Source organism: Streptomyces racemochromogenes (assembly GCF_044129415.1).
GTDB classification, from domain to species: domain Bacteria; phylum Actinomycetota; class Actinomycetes; order Streptomycetales; family Streptomycetaceae; genus Streptomyces; species Streptomyces racemochromogenes_A.
In genome coordinates this window covers 17,192-36,370 of sequence record NZ_JBBDHD010000015.1, presented here as the reverse complement: position 1 = coordinate 36,370, position 19,179 = coordinate 17,192, and the positions used below count along the sequence as shown (strand labels likewise).

At 74.8% G+C, this 19,179-nt stretch carries 15 protein-coding genes and 3 tRNA genes; 11 read left to right on the top strand and 7 right to left on the bottom strand.

The window, feature by feature from the left end; translation table 11 throughout:
* The first annotated feature begins 38 nt into the window (after positions 1–38).
* The gene (locus tag WDV06_RS08525) at positions 39–644 is read left to right on the top strand and encodes a hypothetical protein (RefSeq protein WP_395509027.1); all 606 of its coding nucleotides are present in this window, start codon (positions 39–41) and stop codon (positions 642–644) included.
* The gene (locus tag WDV06_RS08520) at positions 641–1,303 is read left to right on the top strand and encodes a class F sortase (RefSeq protein WP_395509026.1); all 663 of its coding nucleotides are present in this window, start codon (positions 641–643) and stop codon (positions 1,301–1,303) included. Before WDV06_RS08525 ends, WDV06_RS08520 begins: the two co-directional genes overlap by 4 nt.
* Positions 1,304–1,376: 73 nt before the next feature.
* Here WDV06_RS08520 and WDV06_RS08515 read toward each other — a convergent pair.
* Positions 1,377–1,450: transfer RNA gene (locus tag WDV06_RS08515), tRNA-Lys, on the bottom strand.
* A 259-nt stretch (positions 1,451–1,709) separates the two neighbouring features.
* On the opposite strand from WDV06_RS08515, the gene WDV06_RS08510 reads away from it, so the two are divergent.
* The 6 genes from WDV06_RS08510 to WDV06_RS08485 all read left to right on the top strand — a co-directional run bounded on the left by WDV06_RS08510 (position 1,710) and on the right by WDV06_RS08485 (position 9,490).
* The gene (locus tag WDV06_RS08510) at positions 1,710–3,176 is read left to right on the top strand and encodes a peptidoglycan-binding protein (RefSeq protein WP_395509082.1); all 1,467 of its coding nucleotides are present in this window, start codon (positions 1,710–1,712) and stop codon (positions 3,174–3,176) included.
* 1,337 nt (positions 3,177–4,513) lie between these two features.
* Entirely contained in the window at positions 4,514–6,058 is a 1,545-nt protein-coding gene (locus tag WDV06_RS08505) for an SPFH domain-containing protein (RefSeq protein ID WP_395509025.1), read from the top strand.
* 212 nt (positions 6,059–6,270) lie between these two features.
* Positions 6,271–6,882, top strand: a complete 612-nt coding sequence (locus WDV06_RS08500) for a lytic polysaccharide monooxygenase auxiliary activity family 9 protein (RefSeq protein ID WP_395509024.1) — start codon at positions 6,271–6,273, stop codon at positions 6,880–6,882.
* Between the two features lie 26 nt (positions 6,883–6,908).
* The gene (locus tag WDV06_RS08495) at positions 6,909–8,621 is read left to right on the top strand and encodes an AMP-binding protein (protein WP_395509023.1); all 1,713 of its coding nucleotides are present in this window, start codon (positions 6,909–6,911) and stop codon (positions 8,619–8,621) included.
* 50 nt (positions 8,622–8,671) lie between these two features.
* Entirely contained in the window at positions 8,672–9,358 is a 687-nt protein-coding gene (locus WDV06_RS08490; protein WP_395509022.1) for a hypothetical protein, read from the top strand.
* Positions 9,359–9,416: 58 nt separating this feature from the next.
* Positions 9,417–9,490: transfer RNA gene (locus WDV06_RS08485), tRNA-Lys, on the top strand.
* 114 nt (positions 9,491–9,604) lie between these two features.
* Here the strand turns inward: WDV06_RS08485 and WDV06_RS08480 are convergent.
* Positions 9,605–10,363 carry an IclR family transcriptional regulator gene (locus WDV06_RS08480; protein WP_395509021.1) on the bottom strand — a complete coding sequence of 253 codons (759 nt, stop codon included), beginning with the start codon at positions 10,361–10,363 and terminating at the stop codon, positions 9,605–9,607.
* Positions 10,364–10,611: 248 nt separating this feature from the next.
* Between WDV06_RS08480 and WDV06_RS08475 the strand changes: the two genes are divergently transcribed.
* Together WDV06_RS08475 and WDV06_RS08470 are read left to right on the top strand one after the other, a co-directional pair.
* Positions 10,612–11,778 (top strand): LLM class flavin-dependent oxidoreductase, encoded by a 1,167-nt coding sequence (locus WDV06_RS08475; protein WP_395509020.1) that lies wholly within the window; start codon positions 10,612–10,614, stop codon positions 11,776–11,778.
* 276 nt (positions 11,779–12,054) lie between these two features.
* Positions 12,055–13,776, top strand: a complete 1,722-nt coding sequence (locus tag WDV06_RS08470; protein ID WP_395509019.1) for a glycosyl hydrolase family 18 protein — start codon at positions 12,055–12,057, stop codon at positions 13,774–13,776.
* A gap of 70 nt (positions 13,777–13,846) precedes the next feature.
* Here the strand turns inward: WDV06_RS08470 and WDV06_RS08465 are convergent, their stop codons facing one another.
* Positions 13,847–15,628: a putative bifunctional diguanylate cyclase/phosphodiesterase gene (locus WDV06_RS08465; protein ID WP_395509018.1), complete on the bottom strand. Its 1,782-nt coding sequence runs from the start codon at positions 15,626–15,628 to the stop codon at positions 13,847–13,849.
* Between the two features lie 501 nt (positions 15,629–16,129).
* Between WDV06_RS08465 and WDV06_RS08460 the strand changes: the two genes are divergently transcribed.
* Positions 16,130–17,329 carry a M6 family metalloprotease domain-containing protein gene (locus tag WDV06_RS08460; protein ID WP_395509017.1) on the top strand — a complete coding sequence of 400 codons (1,200 nt, stop codon included), beginning with the start codon at positions 16,130–16,132 and terminating at the stop codon, positions 17,327–17,329.
* Between the two features lie 62 nt (positions 17,330–17,391).
* Here WDV06_RS08460 and WDV06_RS08455 read toward each other — a convergent pair.
* From WDV06_RS08455 to WDV06_RS08440, 4 genes are all read right to left on the bottom strand, one after another.
* Positions 17,392–17,465, bottom strand: a tRNA-Lys gene (locus WDV06_RS08455).
* Entirely contained in the window at positions 17,456–18,061 is a 606-nt protein-coding gene (locus WDV06_RS08450) for a bifunctional DNA primase/polymerase (protein ID WP_395509016.1), read from the bottom strand. The genes WDV06_RS08455 and WDV06_RS08450 overlap by 10 nt, the downstream gene beginning before the upstream one ends.
* Before the next feature lie 111 nt (positions 18,062–18,172).
* The gene (locus tag WDV06_RS08445) at positions 18,173–18,517 is read right to left on the bottom strand and encodes a hypothetical protein (RefSeq protein ID WP_395509015.1); all 345 of its coding nucleotides are present in this window, start codon (positions 18,515–18,517) and stop codon (positions 18,173–18,175) included.
* Between the two features lie 77 nt (positions 18,518–18,594).
* Complete coding sequence (locus tag WDV06_RS08440; protein ID WP_395509014.1) at positions 18,595–19,152, bottom strand: NADPH-dependent FMN reductase; 558 nt, start codon at positions 19,150–19,152, stop codon at positions 18,595–18,597.
* Between the last annotated feature and the right edge of the window lie 27 nt (positions 19,153–19,179).

The following is a 19,179-nucleotide window of genomic DNA, read 5'->3' as shown; positions in this document are numbered from 1 at the left end:
GCGTGCCGCGCGTGAACCTCCTCATGAGGAGGTTCACCATGCGAAGTTCTCTGCTCGCTCTCCGTGCCGCGACGGTGGCCGTGACCCTGGCGGCCTGCGCCGCCGTGACCGCCCCCGCCGCCCTCGGGTTCGAAGGGGACCGCGGCGGTGTCTCCGTCGAGCCGAACCCGGTCGGACCGGGGGAGCGGGTCAAGATCCGCGTCCGGGCCTGCGAGGGCGACTGGGCCGTGGCCCGTTCTCCCGTCTTCGACTCGGAGGTCCGGCTGCGCAAGGGCCACGAGGACCCCCGCACGCTCTTCGGCGAGGCCGAGATCCGTCACCACGCCGACCCCGGTTGGCACGAGGTCCGGGTCCGGTGCGAGGGGCGGGACGAGGGTCCGCGCGGCTCCCTGGAGATCCGTCGCGGCCACCACCCCGAACCGCACCACTCGCCCGTCTGGCCGGTCCACGCGGGTGGCGGTGCGATGGCCGCCCAGGTCGCCGAGACCACCCGGCTGGCGTCCGCCTCCGCCGCGAAGAAGAGCCACCACGGCGACGGCCCCGGCCTGCCGCAGACCGTGGTCGGCGCGGTCCTGGCCGCCGCGGCCACCCTCGCCGTCGCCGGGCGCGCCCTGGCCCTGCGCCGCCGCCGCAACCACGGATGAGCGGGCTCGGGTCCGCCGCCGGCGGCCGGCTGCTGACCTTCACCGCCTGGTCGGTGCTGGTGCTCGGCCTCTGGCTGTGGGGCAAGGAGGTCACCGGGGTGCCGTCCGGCCCGCTCCCGGGCCGGGCCGGCGGCCAGTCCGGCCCGGGCCTGCCGGCCGCGCGGGCCCCGCTGACAGCGGCGATGCCCGCACGGGTCGACGTGCCGTCGCTGGGGGTGCAGGCGCCGGTCATCGCGCGGGGCCTGGACCGTCAGGGGGCGGTGGAGCCGCCGCCGTACGAACTGCCCGGCACGGTGGGCTGGTGGGGCGCGGGACCCGCGCCCGGCGCGGCGGGGGCGGCGCTGATGGTGGGGCACGTGGACACGAAGTCCAAGCCGGCGGTCTTCTTCGGCCTGAGCACGGTCAAGCCGGGGGCGAAGATCCGCGTGGCGCGGGCGGACGGGACGGTCGCCGAGTTCACCGTCGAGGACGTACGGGTCTACGAGCGGGCCGGCTTCGACCCGCACGCGGCGTACGGGCCCCGGGTGGGGGGTCGCGCGGAGCTGAGGCTGGTGACCTGCGGGGGGAGCTACGACAAGGCGGCCGGGCAGTACTCGGCGAACGTCGTGGTCTCTGCGTACCTGACGGGTGCGGGGACCCGGGCGGGCGCGGCGGCCTAGCGTCGGCGGCCCGTCGCCCTCATGGAACGAGGAAACCCCCGCAGCTTTCGCTGCGGGGGTTTCCCCTTGTCTGTGCGCCGCCAGGGACTCGAACCCCGGACCCGCTGATTAAGAGTCAGCTGCTCTAACCAACTGAGCTAGCGGCGCTTGCTGACAGGGAAAACTCTACCCCACTTCCAGGGGTGCTCGTGACCAGCCGCGCCCGCGCTGTCCGATTAACCCATGTTTGAGGGTTTTGTCGTGCACGATATGTCTGGGCCGCACCTCATCTGACGCTCCGTCGGGTGCGTGAGCGGCCCGGACCGCCGACGAGCAGGAGCGATCGGGCCCGATCCGGACCGATCAGGGGAGTGGACGGAACCGCATGACGACGCAGCCTCCGGTGCACGTACAGATGCCGATGCCGATGCCGATGCCTGTCTTCGAGGAGTACGAGCCCGCCCGGGACTGCGCCTGTCCCGGCTGCGTGCGGCGGCGCCGGACCCTGGTGCGGGGGCGGGCCATAGCGCTGCGGGAATGCGGGCTCCCGGCCGTGCGCGGGGCCCGCCGGGCGCTGGTACTGGCCACGGCGGCCGGGGTGGTCCTGGGCGGCGGGCCGGCGGCCGCGCTGGCGGCGGACCACCCGGCCCCGCGGGACCCCCGGCCGTCCGAACCCCTGCCGGGCCCGGAGCGCGCGGCGCCCCCCGCTCACGGGGCGGGTGCCGCGCACGCGGCCGGACCCGGCCCGTCCGCCCGTGACACCCCGGGCAGCCCGCAGGGCGGCCGGGCCCCGCTGCACGGGCGCCCGCGCCCCCCGGCCTCCGGGCCGGGCCGGCCGGGCGCGCCGTCGCTGGCGCGCCGCATCGACCGGGCCACGATCATCAACCGGGCGAAGCTGTGGCTGGAGGCGCAGGTCCCGTACAGCATGTCCGAGTACTGGACGGACGGGTACCGCCAGGACTGCTCGGGCTACGTCTCCATGGCCTGGAACCTGGGGACGAACGAGTGGACCGGCAGCCTCGACACCTTCGCCACGAAGATCACGAAGGAGGAGCTGCTGCCGGGGGACATGCTCCTCTTCCACAACCCGGCGGACCCCAACAAGGGCTCGCACGTGGTCCTCTTCGGCGGCTGGGTCGACGAGACGCACACCCACTACACCGCCTACGAGCAGACCCCGCCGGTGACGCGGCGGCTGGCCACCCCGTACGGGTACTGGGAGAACGGCGCCAGGTACATCCCGTACCGGTACAACGGGGTCACCGGCGGGATCCTCCCGGGCGACTCGGTGCCGCCCGCGCCGCAGCCCGCGGCGGCCTTCCCCGGGGTGGCGAAGTTCGGGCCCGGCGCGGACAACAAGTACGTCGCCGAGCTGGGCCGGATGCTGATCGACCGGGGCGGTCTGCGGTTCTACCCCAAGGGGCCCAGCACCAAGTGGAGCGAGGCCGACCGGCGGGCCACGGAGGCGTTCCAGCAGGCGCAGGGCTGGACCGGCGCCGACGCGGACGGCATCCCGGGGCCGGACACCTGGCGGCTGCTGGTCCAGCGGCAGGGCAACGACATCGTGCCGACGGGCCGCACGACACCCCCGCCGGCCCCGCGCCCGGCCCCCCGGCCGGCCCCTCACCCGGGCCCCGTCGGGGTCCCCGCCACGGTGCCCGCCTACCCCGGCCCGGGGGTCTTCCGGCCCGGCCGGTCCCACCCGGCGATCGCCGCGCTGGGGCGGCAACTGCTGAAGAAGGGCTTCGGCACGCACTACACCTCCGGCCCGGGCGCGACCTGGACGGAGGCCGACCGCCGCAACGTCGAGGCCTTCCAGCGCGCGCAGGGCTGGCGCGGCGCCCTGGCCGACGGCTACCCGGGCCCGGAAACCTGGCGCCGGCTGTTCGCATGACGGAGGCAACCATGTACCCCACCCGCACCACGTCCACGACGGGCACGTTCCACCCCGTTCCCCCCTCCGCCCTCCGGCACCCGACCCGCCCCGCCGGCCCCGCGGCGGCACACGCCACCCCGCCGGCCCCGGCCCCCGTACGGGCGGCCCCCGCCGGGGACGCGCCCCCGCGGCGGAACGGGTCGGCGCCGGTCGATGCCCGCGCCGAGGACGTCGGCGGCCCGCAGGACGCCCCCCGGCCGTACGTGGCCCCCTCGGCGTGGGCCCCCGACCCGACGCGCGTGGCCCCCTCGGCGTGGGCCCCCGACCCGACGCGCGTGGTCCGGGCCGGGGACACCGCCCGGCAGCAGCCGTCCGGGGCCGCCGGGACGCCCCGCCCCACGGGAGCCACCGGCTTCGCCTCGGGCCCCGTCGCCCCGGCCCGCACGCCCCACCCGGAGCCACAGGCTTCCGCCGAGCCCCGCCCGCCCCGGGAGACGCCGCCGGCGGCCCGGCCGGTGGAACACCCCGCCGGGCTGGACCCGGTGGCCCGGCCGAGGACCGCGGAGGGCACGGGCCCGCTGACGACCCCGCCCGGCGCCACGACCTCCGGGACGGATCCCCGTGCGCAGGCGGAGCAACTCCGGCCCGGGGCGCCGGAGCCCGGCCATGCGACGGCCCCGCTGCTCCGCACCCACCCCCCGGCACCCCCGACCACACCCCCGGCCCACCCCGGCACCCCCACTCCCCCACCGCAGGCGACGACCCCACCCGCCCCCCTCCCGGAGGCGGCACCCCCGACCCCCGCGACCGCTCCGGCCCCGGAGGCAGCTGCTCCGACCCGCGCGGCCGTGCCCGTCCGGGAGATGGCCGCTCCGGTCCCGGAGGCGGCGGATCCGACCCTTCCCCCGGGTCCCGTTCGGGAGGCGGCGGCATCGGCCGGTTCGCCCGTTCCCGTGGCGGAGACCGCGGTCCCGCGCCGTACGGCCGTTCCCGTGTGGGAGGCGGGGGTGGCCGGTGAGGCCGTTCCCGTTCCGGAGGGAGCGGGTCCGGCCCGTACGGGGCGGGGTGTCGGGGAGGCGGAGGAGCCCGTCCCTGCGGTCGTGCGCGTCCGGGAGGCGGCGGCTCCTGCCCGTGCGGCCGTGCCCGTCCGGGAGGCGGCTGCTGCGGTCGTTCCCCTCCCGGACGCGGCGGCTCCGGTGCGTCCGTCGGGTCCCGTTCGGGAGGCGGAGGCTTCGGCCCGTGCGTCCGTCCCCGGCCTGGGGGCGGGGGTGGCCGGTGAGGCCGTTCCCGTTCCGGAGGGAGCGGGTTCGGCCCGTACGGGGCGGGGCGTTCGGGAGGCGGAGGAGCCCGTCCCGGTGGTCGTGCCCCTCCCGGAGGCAGCGGTCCCGGCCCGTGCGGCCGCTCCGGTCCCGGAGGCGGAGGGGTTCTGGCGGGGTGTCGCGGACCCGGCGGAGACGGCCGGCTCCGTCCGCCGCGCGGAGGTGGCCTTCGGCGAGGTGCCGCTGGTTCCGCCCCGGTCCGCGGGCGGGGAGGCGGGCCCCGGGGAGCCGGAGCACCCGACCACCCCGGCCCCCCGGCCCGAACCGCACCCCCTCGCCACCCGAACCGGCCCGCAGCACCACGCGGACCCGGCCCACCGGCCGGCCCCGCACGCCGGCGCCGAGCCGCCCCACCGGGCGGCCCCGCAGGCCCCCGTCACCCCGAGGGGGGACGTGCCCGCCGCGCGGGACGGTGGGGAGGAGGGCCCGCAGGGGTCGGGGGTGCCCGGACCCGGGGTGGCCGAGATCGTCGCCCAGGCCGTCGCCCGCGGCATCGGGGGCCGGGCGGGGGCGCGGGGGGACGGGGAGGCCGGACCCCTCGCGCCGCGCGGGCCCGTGCGGGGGGCCGCCGTGACCGAGGTACCCGTACACCTGCCGTTCCGGGCCCAGCCCATGGCCCCCGCCCCCGCCCCCGCCCGGCGCCCCGCCGAGCGCGCGGTGTCCGGGGGGCGGCGGGTGCCCCGCGGGGACGATCGGCTGCGGGAGCACCGCGGCCCGGTGCTGCCCGGGTGGATCGCCGTGGCCGTCGGCGCCCTCGCCCTCACCGGCTGCGCGGCCGTGCTCTGGCGGGCCGGGGTGGTCCCCGCCACCCTCGTCGCCGCCTTCGGGGTGCCGCCCCGCCCCTACCAGGGGCTGCGCGTCACCCACTGGCCCCCGCTCGCCTTCCTCGGCGTCGTCACCCTCCTCGCCCTCGGCGGCCTCGGCCGCGCCAAGGCGGGCCACGCCTGGGTGCTCACCCTCTTCGGCAGCTACCGCGGCACCGTCCGCCGTACCGGCCTGACCTGGATCAGCCCCCTCCTGCTGCGCCGGCGCGTGGACGTCCGGCTGCGCCACTGGCGCAGCGAGCCCATGCCCGCCGTCGACTCCGGCGGCCTCGCGCTGCAGGTGGTCGTCCAGGTCGTCTGGCAGGTCCGGGACACCGCCCGCGCCACCCTGGCCGTCGAGGACCACATCGAGTACCTCGCCGAGCAGGTCGAATCGGCCACGGCCCGGGTGCTGTCCCGGCTCCCGGCCGACGCCTTCCACGAGGACGCCCCGACCCTGCGCGACGCCGAGGCCGTCGGCGAGGCCCTGACCCGGACCCTCGCCGCCGAGACCGAGGCCGTCGGCATCGAGGTGTTCTCCGCCCAGCCCACCCGCATCGAGTACGCCCCGGAGGTCGCGGAGGCGATGCGCCGCCGCCGGATCGCGGCGATCGACGCCAAGCACCGGGACACCGTCCTCACCGCCGTCGTCGACGCCGTGGACGACACCGTCCACCGGCTGACCTCGCGCGGGATCGTCGATCTGGACGACTATGAGCGCAAGGCCCTCGTGAAGGACCTCACCGTCGCCTTCTACACCGGCAGGTCCGACCAGTAACAGCCGTACCTGACGCTCACCAGCCGAAACGGGTGGCCGGCAACGACCGGACCGCCCGTTTCGGCATTGGTATAGACATGGCCAACTCCCGTCAATACTGTGGGACTTGGTCTAGACCTAGCCCGTCTCCGGAAGCCCGCGCCCTCCCCAGCGCGCCCCTCCCCACCGTGCGCACGCCCCGCCAGGCACTCCCCCCACACCCAAGGAGCATCATGCGCCCCTTCCGCATACCCGGCCGCGCCGCCGGCGCCACCGCACTCGGCGCCGCCCTCCTCGCCGGCGCGACCCTGTTCACCGCGCCCACCGCGAGCGGCCACGGCTACACCGACACCCCCATCAGCCGCCAGAAGCTCTGCGCCAACAAGACCGTCCCCGACTGCGGCCCCATCCAGTGGGAGCCGCAGAGCGTCGAGGGCTACAAGGGCTTCCCCGCGGCCGGCCCGGCCGACGGCCAGATCTGTTCCGGCGGCCACAGCGAGTTCGCCCAGCTCGACGACCCCCGCGGCGGCACCTGGCCCGCCACCCGCGTGACCTCCGGCCAGAGCTTCGACTTCCGCTGGCAGTTCACCGCGAACCACTCCACCACCGACTTCAGGTACTACGTCACCAAGAACGGCTGGGACCCCACCAAGCCCCTCACCCGGGCCTCCCTCGACCCCCAGCCCTTCCTCGTCGTCCCCTACAACGGCGGCCGCCCGGACATGACCACCATCCACCGCGGCACCATGCCCGGCGGCAAGACCGGGCGGCACATGATCCTCGCCGTCTGGACGGTCAACGACACCGCGATGGCGTTCTACGCCTGTTCCGACGTTCAGTTCTGACGCAACGTCAGTTACCCTCCGGCGGCATGCGGACGACGAGCACGACCGAAGCCGGAACCGTCGCGGAGCTCATCGCGCGCCAGTGGGGTGACCACCGGCCCGGCCTGAAGTACGGTGCGGAAGCCGGCCCCGGCGGCATCCGGACGCCGGCCGTCGTCCTCAGCCGCCACCGGGCCGCCCAGGAGGCCGCGGCCCGCGCCGCGCTCCTCGCCGACCTCCTGCCGCCCGGAGCGGAGCCGCACGTGGGGGTGCTGCTCGACAACACCCCCGAGTTCCCCGCCTGGCTCGGCGCGGCGGCCCTCGCCGGGGCCGCCGTCGCCGGGATCAACCCCACCCGGCGCGGCCCCGAACTGGCCCGCGACATCCTCCACACCGACTGCCGCCTCCTCGTCACCGAACCCACCCACCTCCCGCTCCTGCGCGGCCTCGACCTGCCCGGCGTGCGGATCCTCGTCACCGGCACCGAGGAGTACGACGCCCTCCTCGCCCCCTACGCCGCCGCCGCGCCCGGCGAGGCCCGCGTCCGCCCGGGCGGCCCCCGCCCCGACAGCCGGCTGCTCCTCTACTTCACCTCCGGCTCCACCGGCGCGCCCAAGGCCGCCGTCTGCAGCCAGGGCCGCCTCGCCGCGGCCGGACACTCCCTGGCCCGCCACTTCGACGTCACCCCCGACGACGTCCACTACGTCTGCATGCCGCTCTTCCACGGCAACGCCGTCATGGCCTGCTGGCTGCCCGCCCTCGCCGCCGGCGCGCCCGTCGCGCTGCGCCGCCGCTTCTCCGCCTCCGCGTTCCTGGACGACGTGCGCGCGTACGGGGCCACCTACTTCACCTACGTCGGCCGGGCCGTCCAGTACCTCCTCGCCACCGGCCCCCGCCCCGACGACCGCGAGCACACCCTGCGCCTCGGCTTCGGCACCGAGGCCGGCGCCGTGGACGCGGCCCGCTTCGCCGAGCGGTTCGGGGTCCGGCTGGTCGAGGGGTACGGGGCCACCGAGGGCGGCGCCTCGATCCAGCGGACCCCCGACACCCCGCCGGGCGCCCTCGGCCGGGCCGGCGCGGGCGACGACCTGGCCGTCGTCGACCCGGAGACGGGCCGTCCGTGCCCGCCGGCCGTCCTGGACGCGCGGGGCCGCCTGTACAACGGCGAGGAGGCCATAGGCGAGCTGGTCAACCGGGGCCGCAACCACTTCGAGGGCTACTGGCGCAACCCCGACGCCGAGGCCGCCCGCACCCGGGACGGCTGGTACTGGACCGGCGACCTGTTCTTCCGCGACCCCGACGGCTTCCTCTACTTCGCGGGCCGCACGGACGACCGGCTGCGCGTCGACAGCGAGAACCTGGCCGCCGCGGTGATCGAGAACATCCTGGCCCGCTGGGAGGCCGCGGCCGCCGTCGCCGTCCACGCGGTCCCGGACGAGGTGGCGGGGGACCAGGTGATGGCCGCCGTGGCCCTGCGCGAGGGTGCGGCCTTCGACCCGGACGCCTTCGCCGCCTTCCTCGCCGCACAGCCGGACCTGGGCACGAAGATGGCCCCGCGCTACGTCAGGATCCTCGACGCCCTGCCCGTCACCGCGACGAACAAGATCCACCGGGCCGCCCTGCGCCGCACCGGCTTCCTGTGCCCCGAGCCCGTCTGGCACCGCGTCGCCGGCGCCTACCGCCCGCTCGACGCGCCGGCCCTGGAGGCGCTGCTGTCGGTGTACGGGGACCAGGGCCGCCGGGACCTCCTGGGCCGCTGAGCGGAACCGGGAGGCGCGCGGAGCCCTCTTCCTCCGGGAGGGGGGTTCCCATGACGACGACCACGACGACCATGACGACCACACCGCCCACCGCGCCGTCGGCCGCGAAGGCCTGCGCGGCCGCGGCGGCCCTGCTCCTGAGCCTCGCCCTGGCGGCCTGCGGCACGCACCCGGCGGGCCGGGCGGCCCCGCCCCCGCCGGCGCCCTCCCCGTCCTGCGCCGCGGCCGCCCCGAACCTCCCCACGGAGGAGGACCCGGGCACACCCGAGCCCCCGACGGACGAGGACACCGGCACCCCGCAGCCCCCGACGGACGAGGACACCGGCACCCCGCAGCCCCCGACGGACGAGGACACCGGCACCCCGCAGCCCCCGACCGACCAGGACACCGGCACCCCCGGCCCGCCCACCGACGGCGGCGCCGCGCGCCCCTGCCCGGTCGTGGACGGCTGGTACGACATGACCCGGGAGTTCAACGCCTACTACGCCCGCCACCGCGCCGACGCGGACCGGCTCGTGCCCGCCACGGGAGCCCAGGAGGTCCGGGTCCGCAAGGACGGGGGGACCGGCCAGGCCCGGATCGCCTTCACCACCGGCTCCGTCGGCAAGGGCCTCGGTGAGGACGGCCGCCGGCTCGCGCACGTCTTCGCGGACTGGCGCCACGAGGTCTACGGGGACACCGGCACGGTCAGCGTCCGCACCCCCGACGGGACCGAGATCGCGGCCCTCTCCTGGTGACCGGCGGACCTGGTTTGGAGCACCCCTCGGGACCAGGTAGTATTTTCTCTGTCAGCAAGCGCCGCTAGCTCAGTTGGTTAGAGCAGCTGACTCTTAATCAGCGGGTCCGGGGTTCGAGTCCCTGGCGGCGCACCTGATCTTCGGGCGGTTTCCGGTTCACCGGGAACCGCCCGAAGTGCTTTCCGGGCCCTGCCCAGCAGAACCCCCCGCGCCCCTTGCCCCTGTGCTCTTCGCCCCTTCCCGTGCTCAGAGCGTCAGCGACAGCAGCAGCGGCGCGGCCTTCCGGTTCAGTGCGTCCGCGGCGGCGCGCAGCCGGTGCGCGTGCTCGACGGGCATGGACAGCGCCAGGCAGCCCACGGCCGCGCCGGCGGTGATCGGGACCGCCGCGCAGACGGTACCCACGGCGTACTCCTGGAGGTCCAGCACGGGCACGGTGGCGGGCTGGCTGTCGAGCTTCGAGAACAGGACCCGCTCGTTCACGATGGTCTTCGACGTCAGCCGGGCGATCTTGTGGCGGGACAGGTGGTCGCGGCGCCCGTTCTGGTCGAGCTGGGTGAGCAGGCACTTGCCGACCGCGCTGGCGTGCGCCGCCGAACGGAAGTCGACCCACTCGTGGACCTTCGGGGTGCGCGGGCTGTCCGCGAACTGGGTGATCCGGACCTCGCCGTCCACGTAGCGGCTGATGTAGACGGCCGCGCCGACCGAGTCGCGCAGGCGGTCCAGGGTGTCCTGGAGCTTCTCCTGGAGGGCCTGCTGCCGGTCGCTCCCGGAGCCGAGCAGGACGAGGGAATCCCCTATGGCGTAGGCGCCGTCGGAGACCTGGAGGACGTACCCCTCGCGGCGCAGCATGAGCAGCATCGGGGCGAGATGGACCGCGGGCAGGCCGGTCTCACGCGCGATCTGGACGTCGGTCACACCGCCGGTGTGCCGCGAGATCGTTTCGAGCACGCGCAGGGCGTACTGCACCGAGTGGAACGGCGCGGTCGGCTCGGGCTTCAGCGCCACGGTTTCCCCCTACCAGGTTGTTACCGCTTGCTCTACCACGATAGCCATCAAGGGGCCCACGTGGAGCGTGTGTTGAGCAGATTGATGGCTCAATCGGGCCCCTCCGCCTGGGTCTACTCGTCTGGCATATGCCAGAGTCATGGACCTGTCCCGGTCTGCCGGGAATGACCCGCGGCCACCCGCCGTTCCCCTTCTCCGTACGGACGCCGCGTGGGGCGTACGAGCCGGACGGAACGGGAGCGACGACGATGAGCGACAGCGAGGCGGCCAGGGGCGCCGAGGGTACGGGACCCGGTCCGGCGGGAGCCCCCGCGGACGGTGCCGCCGCGGGTGCGCCGCAGGCCCCCGCGGCCGATCCCGTCCGCGGGACCGTCCGGGGCGCGGCGCCGGTGCCGCTGTCGGTCCTCGACCTGGTCACCGTCGGCGCCGGCAGCACCGCCCGCGCCTCCCTGCGCACCAGCGTGGAGATATCCCGGCTCGCCGAGTCCCGCGGCTACCACCGCCACTGGGTCGCCGAACACCACTCCATGCCCGGAGTCGCCAGCTCCTCCCCGGCGGTGATCCTGGCCCACCTGGCCGCCCACACCTCCCGCGTCCGCCTCGGCTCGGGCGGGGTGATGCTGCCCAACCACGCGCCGCTGGCCGTCGCCGAGCAGTTCGGCACCCTGGAGGCACTCGCCCCCGGCCGGGTGGACCTGGGGCTCGGCCGGGCGCCGGGCACCGACCCCCGCACGGCCGCCGCGCTGCGCGGGCCCGGGCGGCTGGACGAGGCGGCGGACGAGTTCCCCCGGCGGCTCGCGGAGCTGACCCGCTTCCTCGACGACGACTTCCCCGACGGGCACCCGTACGCCCGCGTGCACGCCGTCCCCGGCCCGGTGCAGGGGCCCGGCGCCCGGCCGCCGATCTGGCTCCTGGGCTCCTCCGGCTTCAGCGCCCGCCTCGCGGGGGAGCTCGGGCTGCCGTTCGCGTACGCCCACCACTTCTCCGCCGCCGGGACCCTGCCGGCTCTGGACCTCTACCGCCAGAGCTTCCGCCCCTCGGCCGTGCTCGACGCCCCGTACGCCCTGATCGGGGTCTCGGCGCTCGCCGCCGACACGGAGGCGGAGGCCCGCGCGCAGGTGCTCACCGGCGCGCTGTCGATGCTGCGGCTGCGCAGCGGCCGGCCCGGGCTGGTGCCGACGCCGGAGGAGGCGGCCGCGTACCCCTTCACGCCGCTGGAGCGGGAGTTCGTCGACGGCTGGCTCGCGAACGTCGTCCACGGCACTCCCGACGAGGTCCGCTCCGGCCTGGACGCGCTGGTGAAGCGGACGGGCGCGGACGAGCTGATGCTGACCGCCAACGCGCACGGCGGGGCCGCCCGGGTGCGCTCGTACGGGCTCGTCGCGGACGCGTACGGCCTGCCCGCGGAGGCCTGACCCGGGGGCTGATCCGAACCGCGCGCAGGCGAACGGGGTTTGGCTGGTTTGTTGCCGAAAGCTTGCCGGAGCATGACCCAAGACATCCTTAAACCGCTCGTCACCCGGGGTGGCTGGCGGTTTCTGGCCTGCCGCCACGCCTCTGACGAGGGGATTTACCGGCTCAGTGGTCTAGTCCTTCTTTGGTCCAAACCATTGACTGGGGTGTGCCGTGATCGCTATCACTTCTCTCACCCGAAAGCCGAGCCCTCACCTCCCACCCCCCGGAGGCAGTTCATGCACATCCGTAAACCCCTCGTCGCGGCCGCCGCCACGGCCGCGCTGGCAGCCGGGGCACTGGCCGCCTTCGCGGGAATCGGCACCGCCCAGGCGGCCGGGGCCGCCACCGCCGCCGCCTCCGGAACCGCCGCCGGCGGCGTGCGGATCGCCTACTACGACCAGTGGAGCGTGTACGGCAACGCGTTTTACCCCAAGCACCTGGACACCCGGGGCATCGCGGGCAAGCTCGATGTCATCAACTACTCCTTCGGCAACATCCACCCCACCGACCTCACCTGCTTCGAGGCGAACAAGGCGGCGGGCGACGACAACAACCCCAACGCCGGTGACGGGGCGGGCGACTCCTACGCCGACTACAGCAAGTCCTTCGGCGCGGCCGACAGCGTCAGCGGGACCGCCGACAAGTGGGACCAGCCGATCGTGGGCGTCTTCAACCAGTTCAAGCAGCTCAAGGCGAAGTACCCCAACCTGAAGATCAACATATCGATCGGCGGCTGGACCTACTCGAAGTACTTCAGCGACGCGGCGAAGACCGACGCCTCCCGCAAGAAGTTCGTGTCCTCCTGCATCGACCAGTACATCAAGGGCAACCTCCCCAAGGCCGACGGCTACGGCGGCCCCGGCACGGCGGCCGGGATCTTCGACGGCATCGACATCGACTGGGAGTACCCCGGCTCCTCCGGCGGCCACCTCGGCAACCACTACGCCCCCGAGGACAAGCAGAACTTCACGCTGCTGCTCAAGGAGTTCCGCGACCAGCTCGACGCCTACGGCCAGGCCAACGGCGGCAAGAAGTACCTGCTGACCGCGGCCCTCCCGGCGGGCCAGGACAAGATCAAATACATCGAGACGGACAAAATCGGTTCGTACCTCGACTACGCGAACATCATGACGTACGACATGCACGGCGCCTGGGACGGCGACGGGCCGACGTACCACCAGTCCCCGCTGCTGGACTCGGCCGCCGACCCGACCGACCCAATCGCGCCCGGTACGCAGAAGTACGGCATCAAGAACGCCATCGACTCCTGGCTCGACGGCAACCCGGCCTACGGCATCGCCGGCGGCTTCCCCGCGGGCAAGCTGACCCTGGGCTACGAGTTCTACTACCGCGGCTGGAAGGGCGTCCCGGCCGGCACCACCAACGGCCTCGCCCAGACCGCCACCGGCCCCTCCGGCGCCCGCCCGACCTCCCAGCAGGCCGGCATCGCCAACTACAAGGAGCTCGGCGGCATCGTCGACAACCCGGCCACCACCTTCTGGGACGACCGGGCCAAGGCCTCGTACTTCTACAAGGACGGCGAGTTCTTCACCGGCCTGAACCAGAAGTCCATCCAGGCCCGGGTCGACTACGGCAAGAGCCGCGGCCTGGCCGGCGCGATGATGTACTCCCTGCTCGGCCTGGACGACAAGACCACCCTGCTGAACCAGATCAACGACGCCCTCGGCGGCGCCACCACGCCCCCCACCACGCCCCCCACCACCCCGCCCACGACCCCGCCGACCACCCCGCCCACGACGCCCCCGACCACCCCGCCGACCACGCCGCCGAGCAGCGGCTGCGGCAGCACCCCGGCCTACGTCGCGGGCCAGGTCTACACCGGCGGCAGCGAGGTCGCGTACAACGGCCACAAGTGGAAGGCCCAGTGGTGGACCCAGAACGAGGTGCCCGGCACCACCGGTGAATGGGGCGTCTGGAAGGACCTCGGCGCCTGCTGATCCCCCCACCCGGCGCCGAGCGCCGGCCGCCCCCGCGCCCGACCCCGGGCCGGGGGCGGCCGTGCGCCCGTCAGCGGTGGCGCGTGTTCGGGCGGGCGCCGATCATCTCGGCGATCCGCTCCGGGGCCACCGCGCGCGAGTACAGCCACCCCTGCCCCGTGTCGCACCCCACCCGCCGCAGCCGGGCCGCCTGCCCGGCCGTCTCCACGCACTCGGCGGTCACCGTCAGCCCCAGCCGGTGCGCCAGCTGCACCAGGGCCTCCACGATGGTCTCGTCGGCCGGGTTCGGGTGCGTGCCCTCCTCGTAGCGGAAGCCGCGCACGAAGGACCCGTCCAGCTTCAGCACCGACACCGGCAGCCGCGACAGGTAGGCCAGGTTCGAGTAGCCGGTGCCGAAGTCGTCGATGGCGATCCGCACGCCCATGTCGCTGAGCGCCTGGAGGGCCTGCAGGGGCCGCCCCGCCGAGCCCATCACCGCGGACTCCGTCAGCTCCAGCTGGAGCAGCTGCGGGGCCAGGCCGGTCTCGGCGAGGATCTCCGCGACGTCGCCCACCAGGTCCGAGTCCCACACCTGGCGCACGGCCACGTTCACCGACACGAACACCGGCGAGTCGCTGGGCTGCTCGATCTGCCAGCGCCGCGCCTGCCGGCAGGCGGTGCGCAGCACCCACTGGCCCAGCTGGACGATCGAGCCGTCCTCCTCGGCGATGCCGATGAACCGATTCGGCGTCAACGTGCCGAACTGCGGGTGGTTCCAGCGCACCAGGGCCTCCACCCCGCGCACCACCCCGCTCTCCAGGTCCACCAGCGGCTGGTACTCCAGCTCGAACTCGCCCCCCTCCACGGCCGGCCGCAGCGAACTGGACAGGGCCTGGCGGGTCATCCGGTGCGCGTTGCGCTCGGGGTCGAAGAGGGTCCAGCGGGCCTTGCCGTCCGCCTTGGCCCAGTACAGGGTCGTGTCGGCCGCCTGCATCAGGCCCGTCGCCGAGGTCCCGGCCGCGTCCCGCTCGACCACGCCGATCGACGCGGACACCGACAGCCGCTGGCCGGCCAGGTCGAAGGGCTCCTGGACGGCGGCCAGCACGCTGCGCGCCAGGTCCGCGAGCTGCTCGGTGCCGGTGGAGTCCTCGACCAGCAGCGCGAACTCGTCGCCGCCGAGGCGGGCGACGAGGTGGCCGCCCGAACGCCCGTACCCGGACTGGTCGGCGCAGTGGGTCAGCCGGGCGGCGACGGCGGTCAGCAGCCGGTCGCCGACCCGGTGGCCCAGGGTGTCGTTGACGGCCTTGAAGCCGTCGAGGTCCAGGTAGCACAGGCCGATCCGGCCGGTCCCGCCGCCGCCGTACGCGGACGCCTCCAGGGCCGCGGAGAGCCGCTCGAAGAACAGGGCCCGGTTGGGCAGCCGGGTCACGGGGTCGTGCATCTGGAGGTGGCGCAGCCGGGCCTGGAGGTCGCGCCGGTCGCTGATGTCGGCGACCGACAGCAGGACGTCCGGGGTGCCGGGTACCGGGCCGAGGGTGACCTCGGTCCACAGGGAGTGCCCGTCGGGGTGCTTGAGGCGGCGGGTGCACCGCAGCCGGGCCTGCCGGCCGCGCAGCACCTCCTGGTAGGCCTGCCAGGTGCGGGCCTCGGCGGCCAGGTCCACCAGGTCGGCGGCGCACTGTCCGGTGAGCTCGTGCGGCTCGCCGCCCAGCAGGGCGGCCAGGGCCCGGTTGGCGGCGATGACGTCGCCGCCCCGGCCGACGAGGGCCATGGGGAGGTGGGCGGCGTCGAAGGCGGCGCGGTAGTCGTGCGGTTCGCCCGCCGCCCCGCCGATGGCCGCGGCGGCTCTGACGTCCGAAGGCGGGGCCGACATGCCCGGCACGGCCGGCACTGCCGGGTGACGCTCCGTAAGGGCCGATCGGATGCTGTCGGCCGCCGAACCGGTTCCCTCTGAGCTTCCGCTCACCGTTGGCTCCCGCAGTGCTCGTGAGTGTCCGTGCAGGAAAGTGTGCCGATCATAGAGGCTGACGGGGGCCCTATCCAGCGGCGTCGCCGTGTGGGGCACGGGCCGTCACCGTGCTGACGCCCCCTCGGCCCGTTGCTGACGCCGCGTCGGCCACGGCGGGGCGATCGATTGCGCACACCTCTGAGCGCGGCGGGCCCTCCCCTGTTCTCGGGTGACCGTTCGTGACGACCCGTAGGTGGGGGCGTGAACTCCGGGGGTCACCGGCTTGCCGTAGTGCTCACCCGTGTGGGGCAGGGGAACCGCGCATAAGTAAGACAATCACCTCAAGGTGGATGGAACAGGACGAATCCACCACCGGAGGTCGATGTGCCGCGACAGCTGACACCCGGGGGAGTGGACCGCTCCCGCATGCGAAGTACGGCGGCCATCCTCACCTCGATGACGGCGCTCGCCGCCATGTCGCTCGTCGCGGGACCCGCCGTCGCCGCCGGACCCGCCACCGGCGGGCCCTGTGCGCTGCCCCGCACGGCCGCCCACCACTCCCTCGGCCTGGACACCTGGAACCGGGCCTATCCCAAGCCGGTGCGCACGCTCCACGCGGTGATGGTCTTCCTCTCCTTCCCCGACCACCAGCCCGCCGTCACCCCCGGGGAGCTGACGGCCGACTACTTCCCCGCGACCGGGGACTTCTTCGAGCGGGCCTCCTACGGCCGCTTCCGGCTGGTCCCGCACCCGCAGCGGCAGTGGGTCCGGATGCCCAGGCCGTCGACGGCGTACGGGATACAGCGCGACTGGGCCCCGGACGCCCGGGCCGCCTACCTGCGGGAGGCGGTCGCCGCCGCCGATCCGCAGGTGGACTTCAGCGCGTACGACATCGTGTACTTCGTCGCCGACCCCAACGCCCCCGGCGTGGACTCCGACGCCACCAAGGTCGTCAACTTCGACCGCCCCCTGCGGGCCGACGGCACGGACCTGCGGCGGATCGTCACCGTCTTCGAACGGCACCCGCCGGACCGCAACGTGCTGGCGCACGAGACCGGGCACGTCTTCGACCTGCCCGACCTCTACCACCGCCCGACGGACGGGAAGGGCGACTGGGACACGTACGTCGGCGACTGGGACGTCATGGGCAGCCAGTTCGGGATGGCCCCCGACCTCTTCGGCTGGCAGAAGTGGAAGCTGGGCTGGCTGGACGCCTCCCAGGTCGACTGCGTGCGCTCCGGGACCTCCCTGCACACCCTCCAGCCGCTCTCGCAGCCGCTGAAGCCCGGCGGTACGGGCGGCACCCGGCTGGCGGTGATCCGTACCGGCGCGGGCAGCGCGATCGCGGTCGAGGCGCGGGGTTCCGCCGGCAACGACGGGGACACCTGCACGGAAGGGGTCCTGGTCTACCGGGTCCGCAACGAGGCGGCGTCGGGCGGCGGCCCGATCGAGGTGCTGGACGGGCATCCGCGCACGGAGGCCTGCTGGGACCGCTCGGTGTACCCGCCGCTGGCCGACGCCCCGCTGGAGGTCGGCGAGACCTTCACCGTTCCGGGGGAGCGGATCACCATCGAGGTCGCGGACCGGACGCTGTCGGGCGCCTACACGGTGAAGATCACGACCTGACGCCGCCGGCGCGGGAACGAAGAAGGCCCCCACTCTGATGAGTGGGGGCCTTCTCCCGTCTGTGCGCCGCCAGGGACTCGAACCCCGGACCCGCTGATTAAGAGTCAGCTGCTCTAACCAACTGAGCTAGCGGCGCTTGCTGACGTCGTAGACACTAGCATCCGAATCCGCCGAACCAAAAATCGATACCGGGGCCGGACCCCGCGTAGCGTGCAGGAACGCCCACAGCAGGCAGTCCGGGCCGGGCAGCCAGGGCAGTCGGGCGTCGGGTGCCACCAGCCACCGCGAGGGCCCGGGGCCCGGCCGCAGCGGGGGCACGGTGACGGTGTCGCCGTGGCCGTGGCACAGGGGTGCCGGCGTCGGGGCGGCGGGCCCCCACTCCTCCCACGCGAGCAGTGCGGGCAGCCGCTGGGCGGTGCCGGGCGAGGCGAAGAGCAGCATCCGTCCCCGGTGCACGGCGGCGGGTCCGGAGCCGGGCCCGCGCTCCCAGAGCAGGTCGAGCATGCGCCGGCCGAGGACGAGGGGGACGTTGACGACGTCGAAGGCGGTCCCGCAGGGCAGGACGGCGGGCGCGTCGGGCCGGGCCTCCCAGGCGTCGAGGGTGTTCCCCGGCCGCGCGGAGGCGGAGGCGAGCCAGGCGGCGCCCTGCGGGGTGACCCGGGTGGCGGGCGCAGTGGGCGCGTCGATGCCGTCGAGGGCGGGGCGGTGGGCGGCCGTCGTCAGGATCGTCATATGCCAATGTCTACCGCCCGTAGTGTGTCGGTTCCCACGAGTTACCGAAAACCGGGACGGGGCGGGGTCGGCTGCGCTATGGTGCGCGCCGCACCCGGCCCCGGCGCCGGGTCAGGGCTCGGTCGGAGTGCCGCGCTGGAGGTCCTGGCCGAACTCGATCATGCGGCGGGCGTAGTCCTCGGTCCACTCCGCCGCCTCGGCGATCGCGGACGCGGAGAGGCGGTCGAAGCGGCGCGGGTCGGCCAGCTGGGCCGCCGCCAGGGCCTGGAACTCCTCCGCCCGGTTCTGCGCGGCCCGGAACGCCAGCGTCAGTTCGGTCGCGCGGGCCAGCAGTTCCCGGGGGTCCTCGATCGACTCCAGGTCGAAGAAGTGCTCCGGGTCCGCGACGGCCTCCGAGGGCTCGAAGAGCAGCGGTGCGGGCCGCTGCCTCCGCTCGGTCCGCTCGGGCTCTGCCATGCGTGTCCTCCTGCGCGTACGGGTTTCTCCGGGGCCACCCTCCATTGTCCAATGCCGCGCAAGGGCGCGGTCGGCCCTCAGGTCGTCGCGGGCTCCTTCACCAGGGCCGCGATGTCGTCGAGGACGCCCGTCACCTCGGCCGCCAGGCCCTCCGGGGCCTCGAACCCCTCGGCGCCGAGCAGGCCGAGGACGCCGGGGACGGCCACCGAGCGGGCGGCCGGCACCAGGCCGACCCGGGTGAGCACCGGCAGCAGCATCTCGGCGGCCGGGGCGCCGCCGGTGCCGCCCGCGCTGTAGCTGACGATGCCGACGGGCTTGCCCTGCCACTCGCGGTAGAGGAAGTCGACGGCGTTCTTGAACGGGGCGGTGAAGCCGCCGTTGTACATCGGCAGGACGAACACGAACGCGTCGGCGGAGTCGACGAGCGCGCTCCAGTCGCGGGTGTGCTGGTGGGCGTAGGTGCCGCTGGAGGGGAACTCCGGCTCGTCCAGGAACGGCAGTGCGATCTGCGCGAGGTCGACCGGGGTGACCTCGAAGGTGCCGTGCTCGCGGGCGAGGTCCGCCACCCACCGGGCGAGGGGGCGGCCGGCGGAGGTGGGGCGGTGGCCGGAGGAGATGACGTGCAGGCGGGTCACGAGGTGAACTCCCTTGCGGTGCGGGTG

What these genes read in the sequence shown, in the direction of transcription:
- WDV06_RS08510 (WP_395509082.1), top strand. Translation starts at nt 1,710, where the DNA reads ATGCCGATGCCTGTCTTCGAGGAGTACGAGCCCGCCCGGGACTGCGCC.
- WDV06_RS08445 (WP_395509015.1), bottom strand. Translation starts at nt 18,517, where the DNA reads ATGGCAGAGCCCGAGCGGACCGAGCGGAGGCAGCGGCCCGCACCGCTG.
- WDV06_RS08460 (WP_395509017.1), top strand. Translation starts at nt 16,130, where the DNA reads ATGCGAAGTACGGCGGCCATCCTCACCTCGATGACGGCGCTCGCCGCC.
- WDV06_RS08495 (WP_395509023.1), top strand. Translation starts at nt 6,909, where the DNA reads ATGCGGACGACGAGCACGACCGAAGCCGGAACCGTCGCGGAGCTCATC.
- WDV06_RS08470 (WP_395509019.1), top strand. Translation starts at nt 12,055, where the DNA reads ATGCACATCCGTAAACCCCTCGTCGCGGCCGCCGCCACGGCCGCGCTG.
- WDV06_RS08475 (WP_395509020.1), top strand. Translation starts at nt 10,612, where the DNA reads ATGAGCGACAGCGAGGCGGCCAGGGGCGCCGAGGGTACGGGACCCGGT.
- WDV06_RS08525 (WP_395509027.1), top strand. Translation starts at nt 39, where the DNA reads ATGCGAAGTTCTCTGCTCGCTCTCCGTGCCGCGACGGTGGCCGTGACC.
- WDV06_RS08450 (WP_395509016.1), bottom strand. Translation starts at nt 18,061, where the DNA reads ATGACGATCCTGACGACGGCCGCCCACCGCCCCGCCCTCGACGGCATC.
- WDV06_RS08500 (WP_395509024.1), top strand. Translation starts at nt 6,271, where the DNA reads ATGCGCCCCTTCCGCATACCCGGCCGCGCCGCCGGCGCCACCGCACTC.
- WDV06_RS08490 (WP_395509022.1), top strand. Translation starts at nt 8,672, where the DNA reads ATGACGACGACCACGACGACCATGACGACCACACCGCCCACCGCGCCG.
- WDV06_RS08465 (WP_395509018.1), bottom strand. Translation starts at nt 15,628, where the DNA reads ATGTCGGCCCCGCCTTCGGACGTCAGAGCCGCCGCGGCCATCGGCGGG.
- WDV06_RS08520 (WP_395509026.1), top strand. Translation starts at nt 641, where the DNA reads ATGAGCGGGCTCGGGTCCGCCGCCGGCGGCCGGCTGCTGACCTTCACC.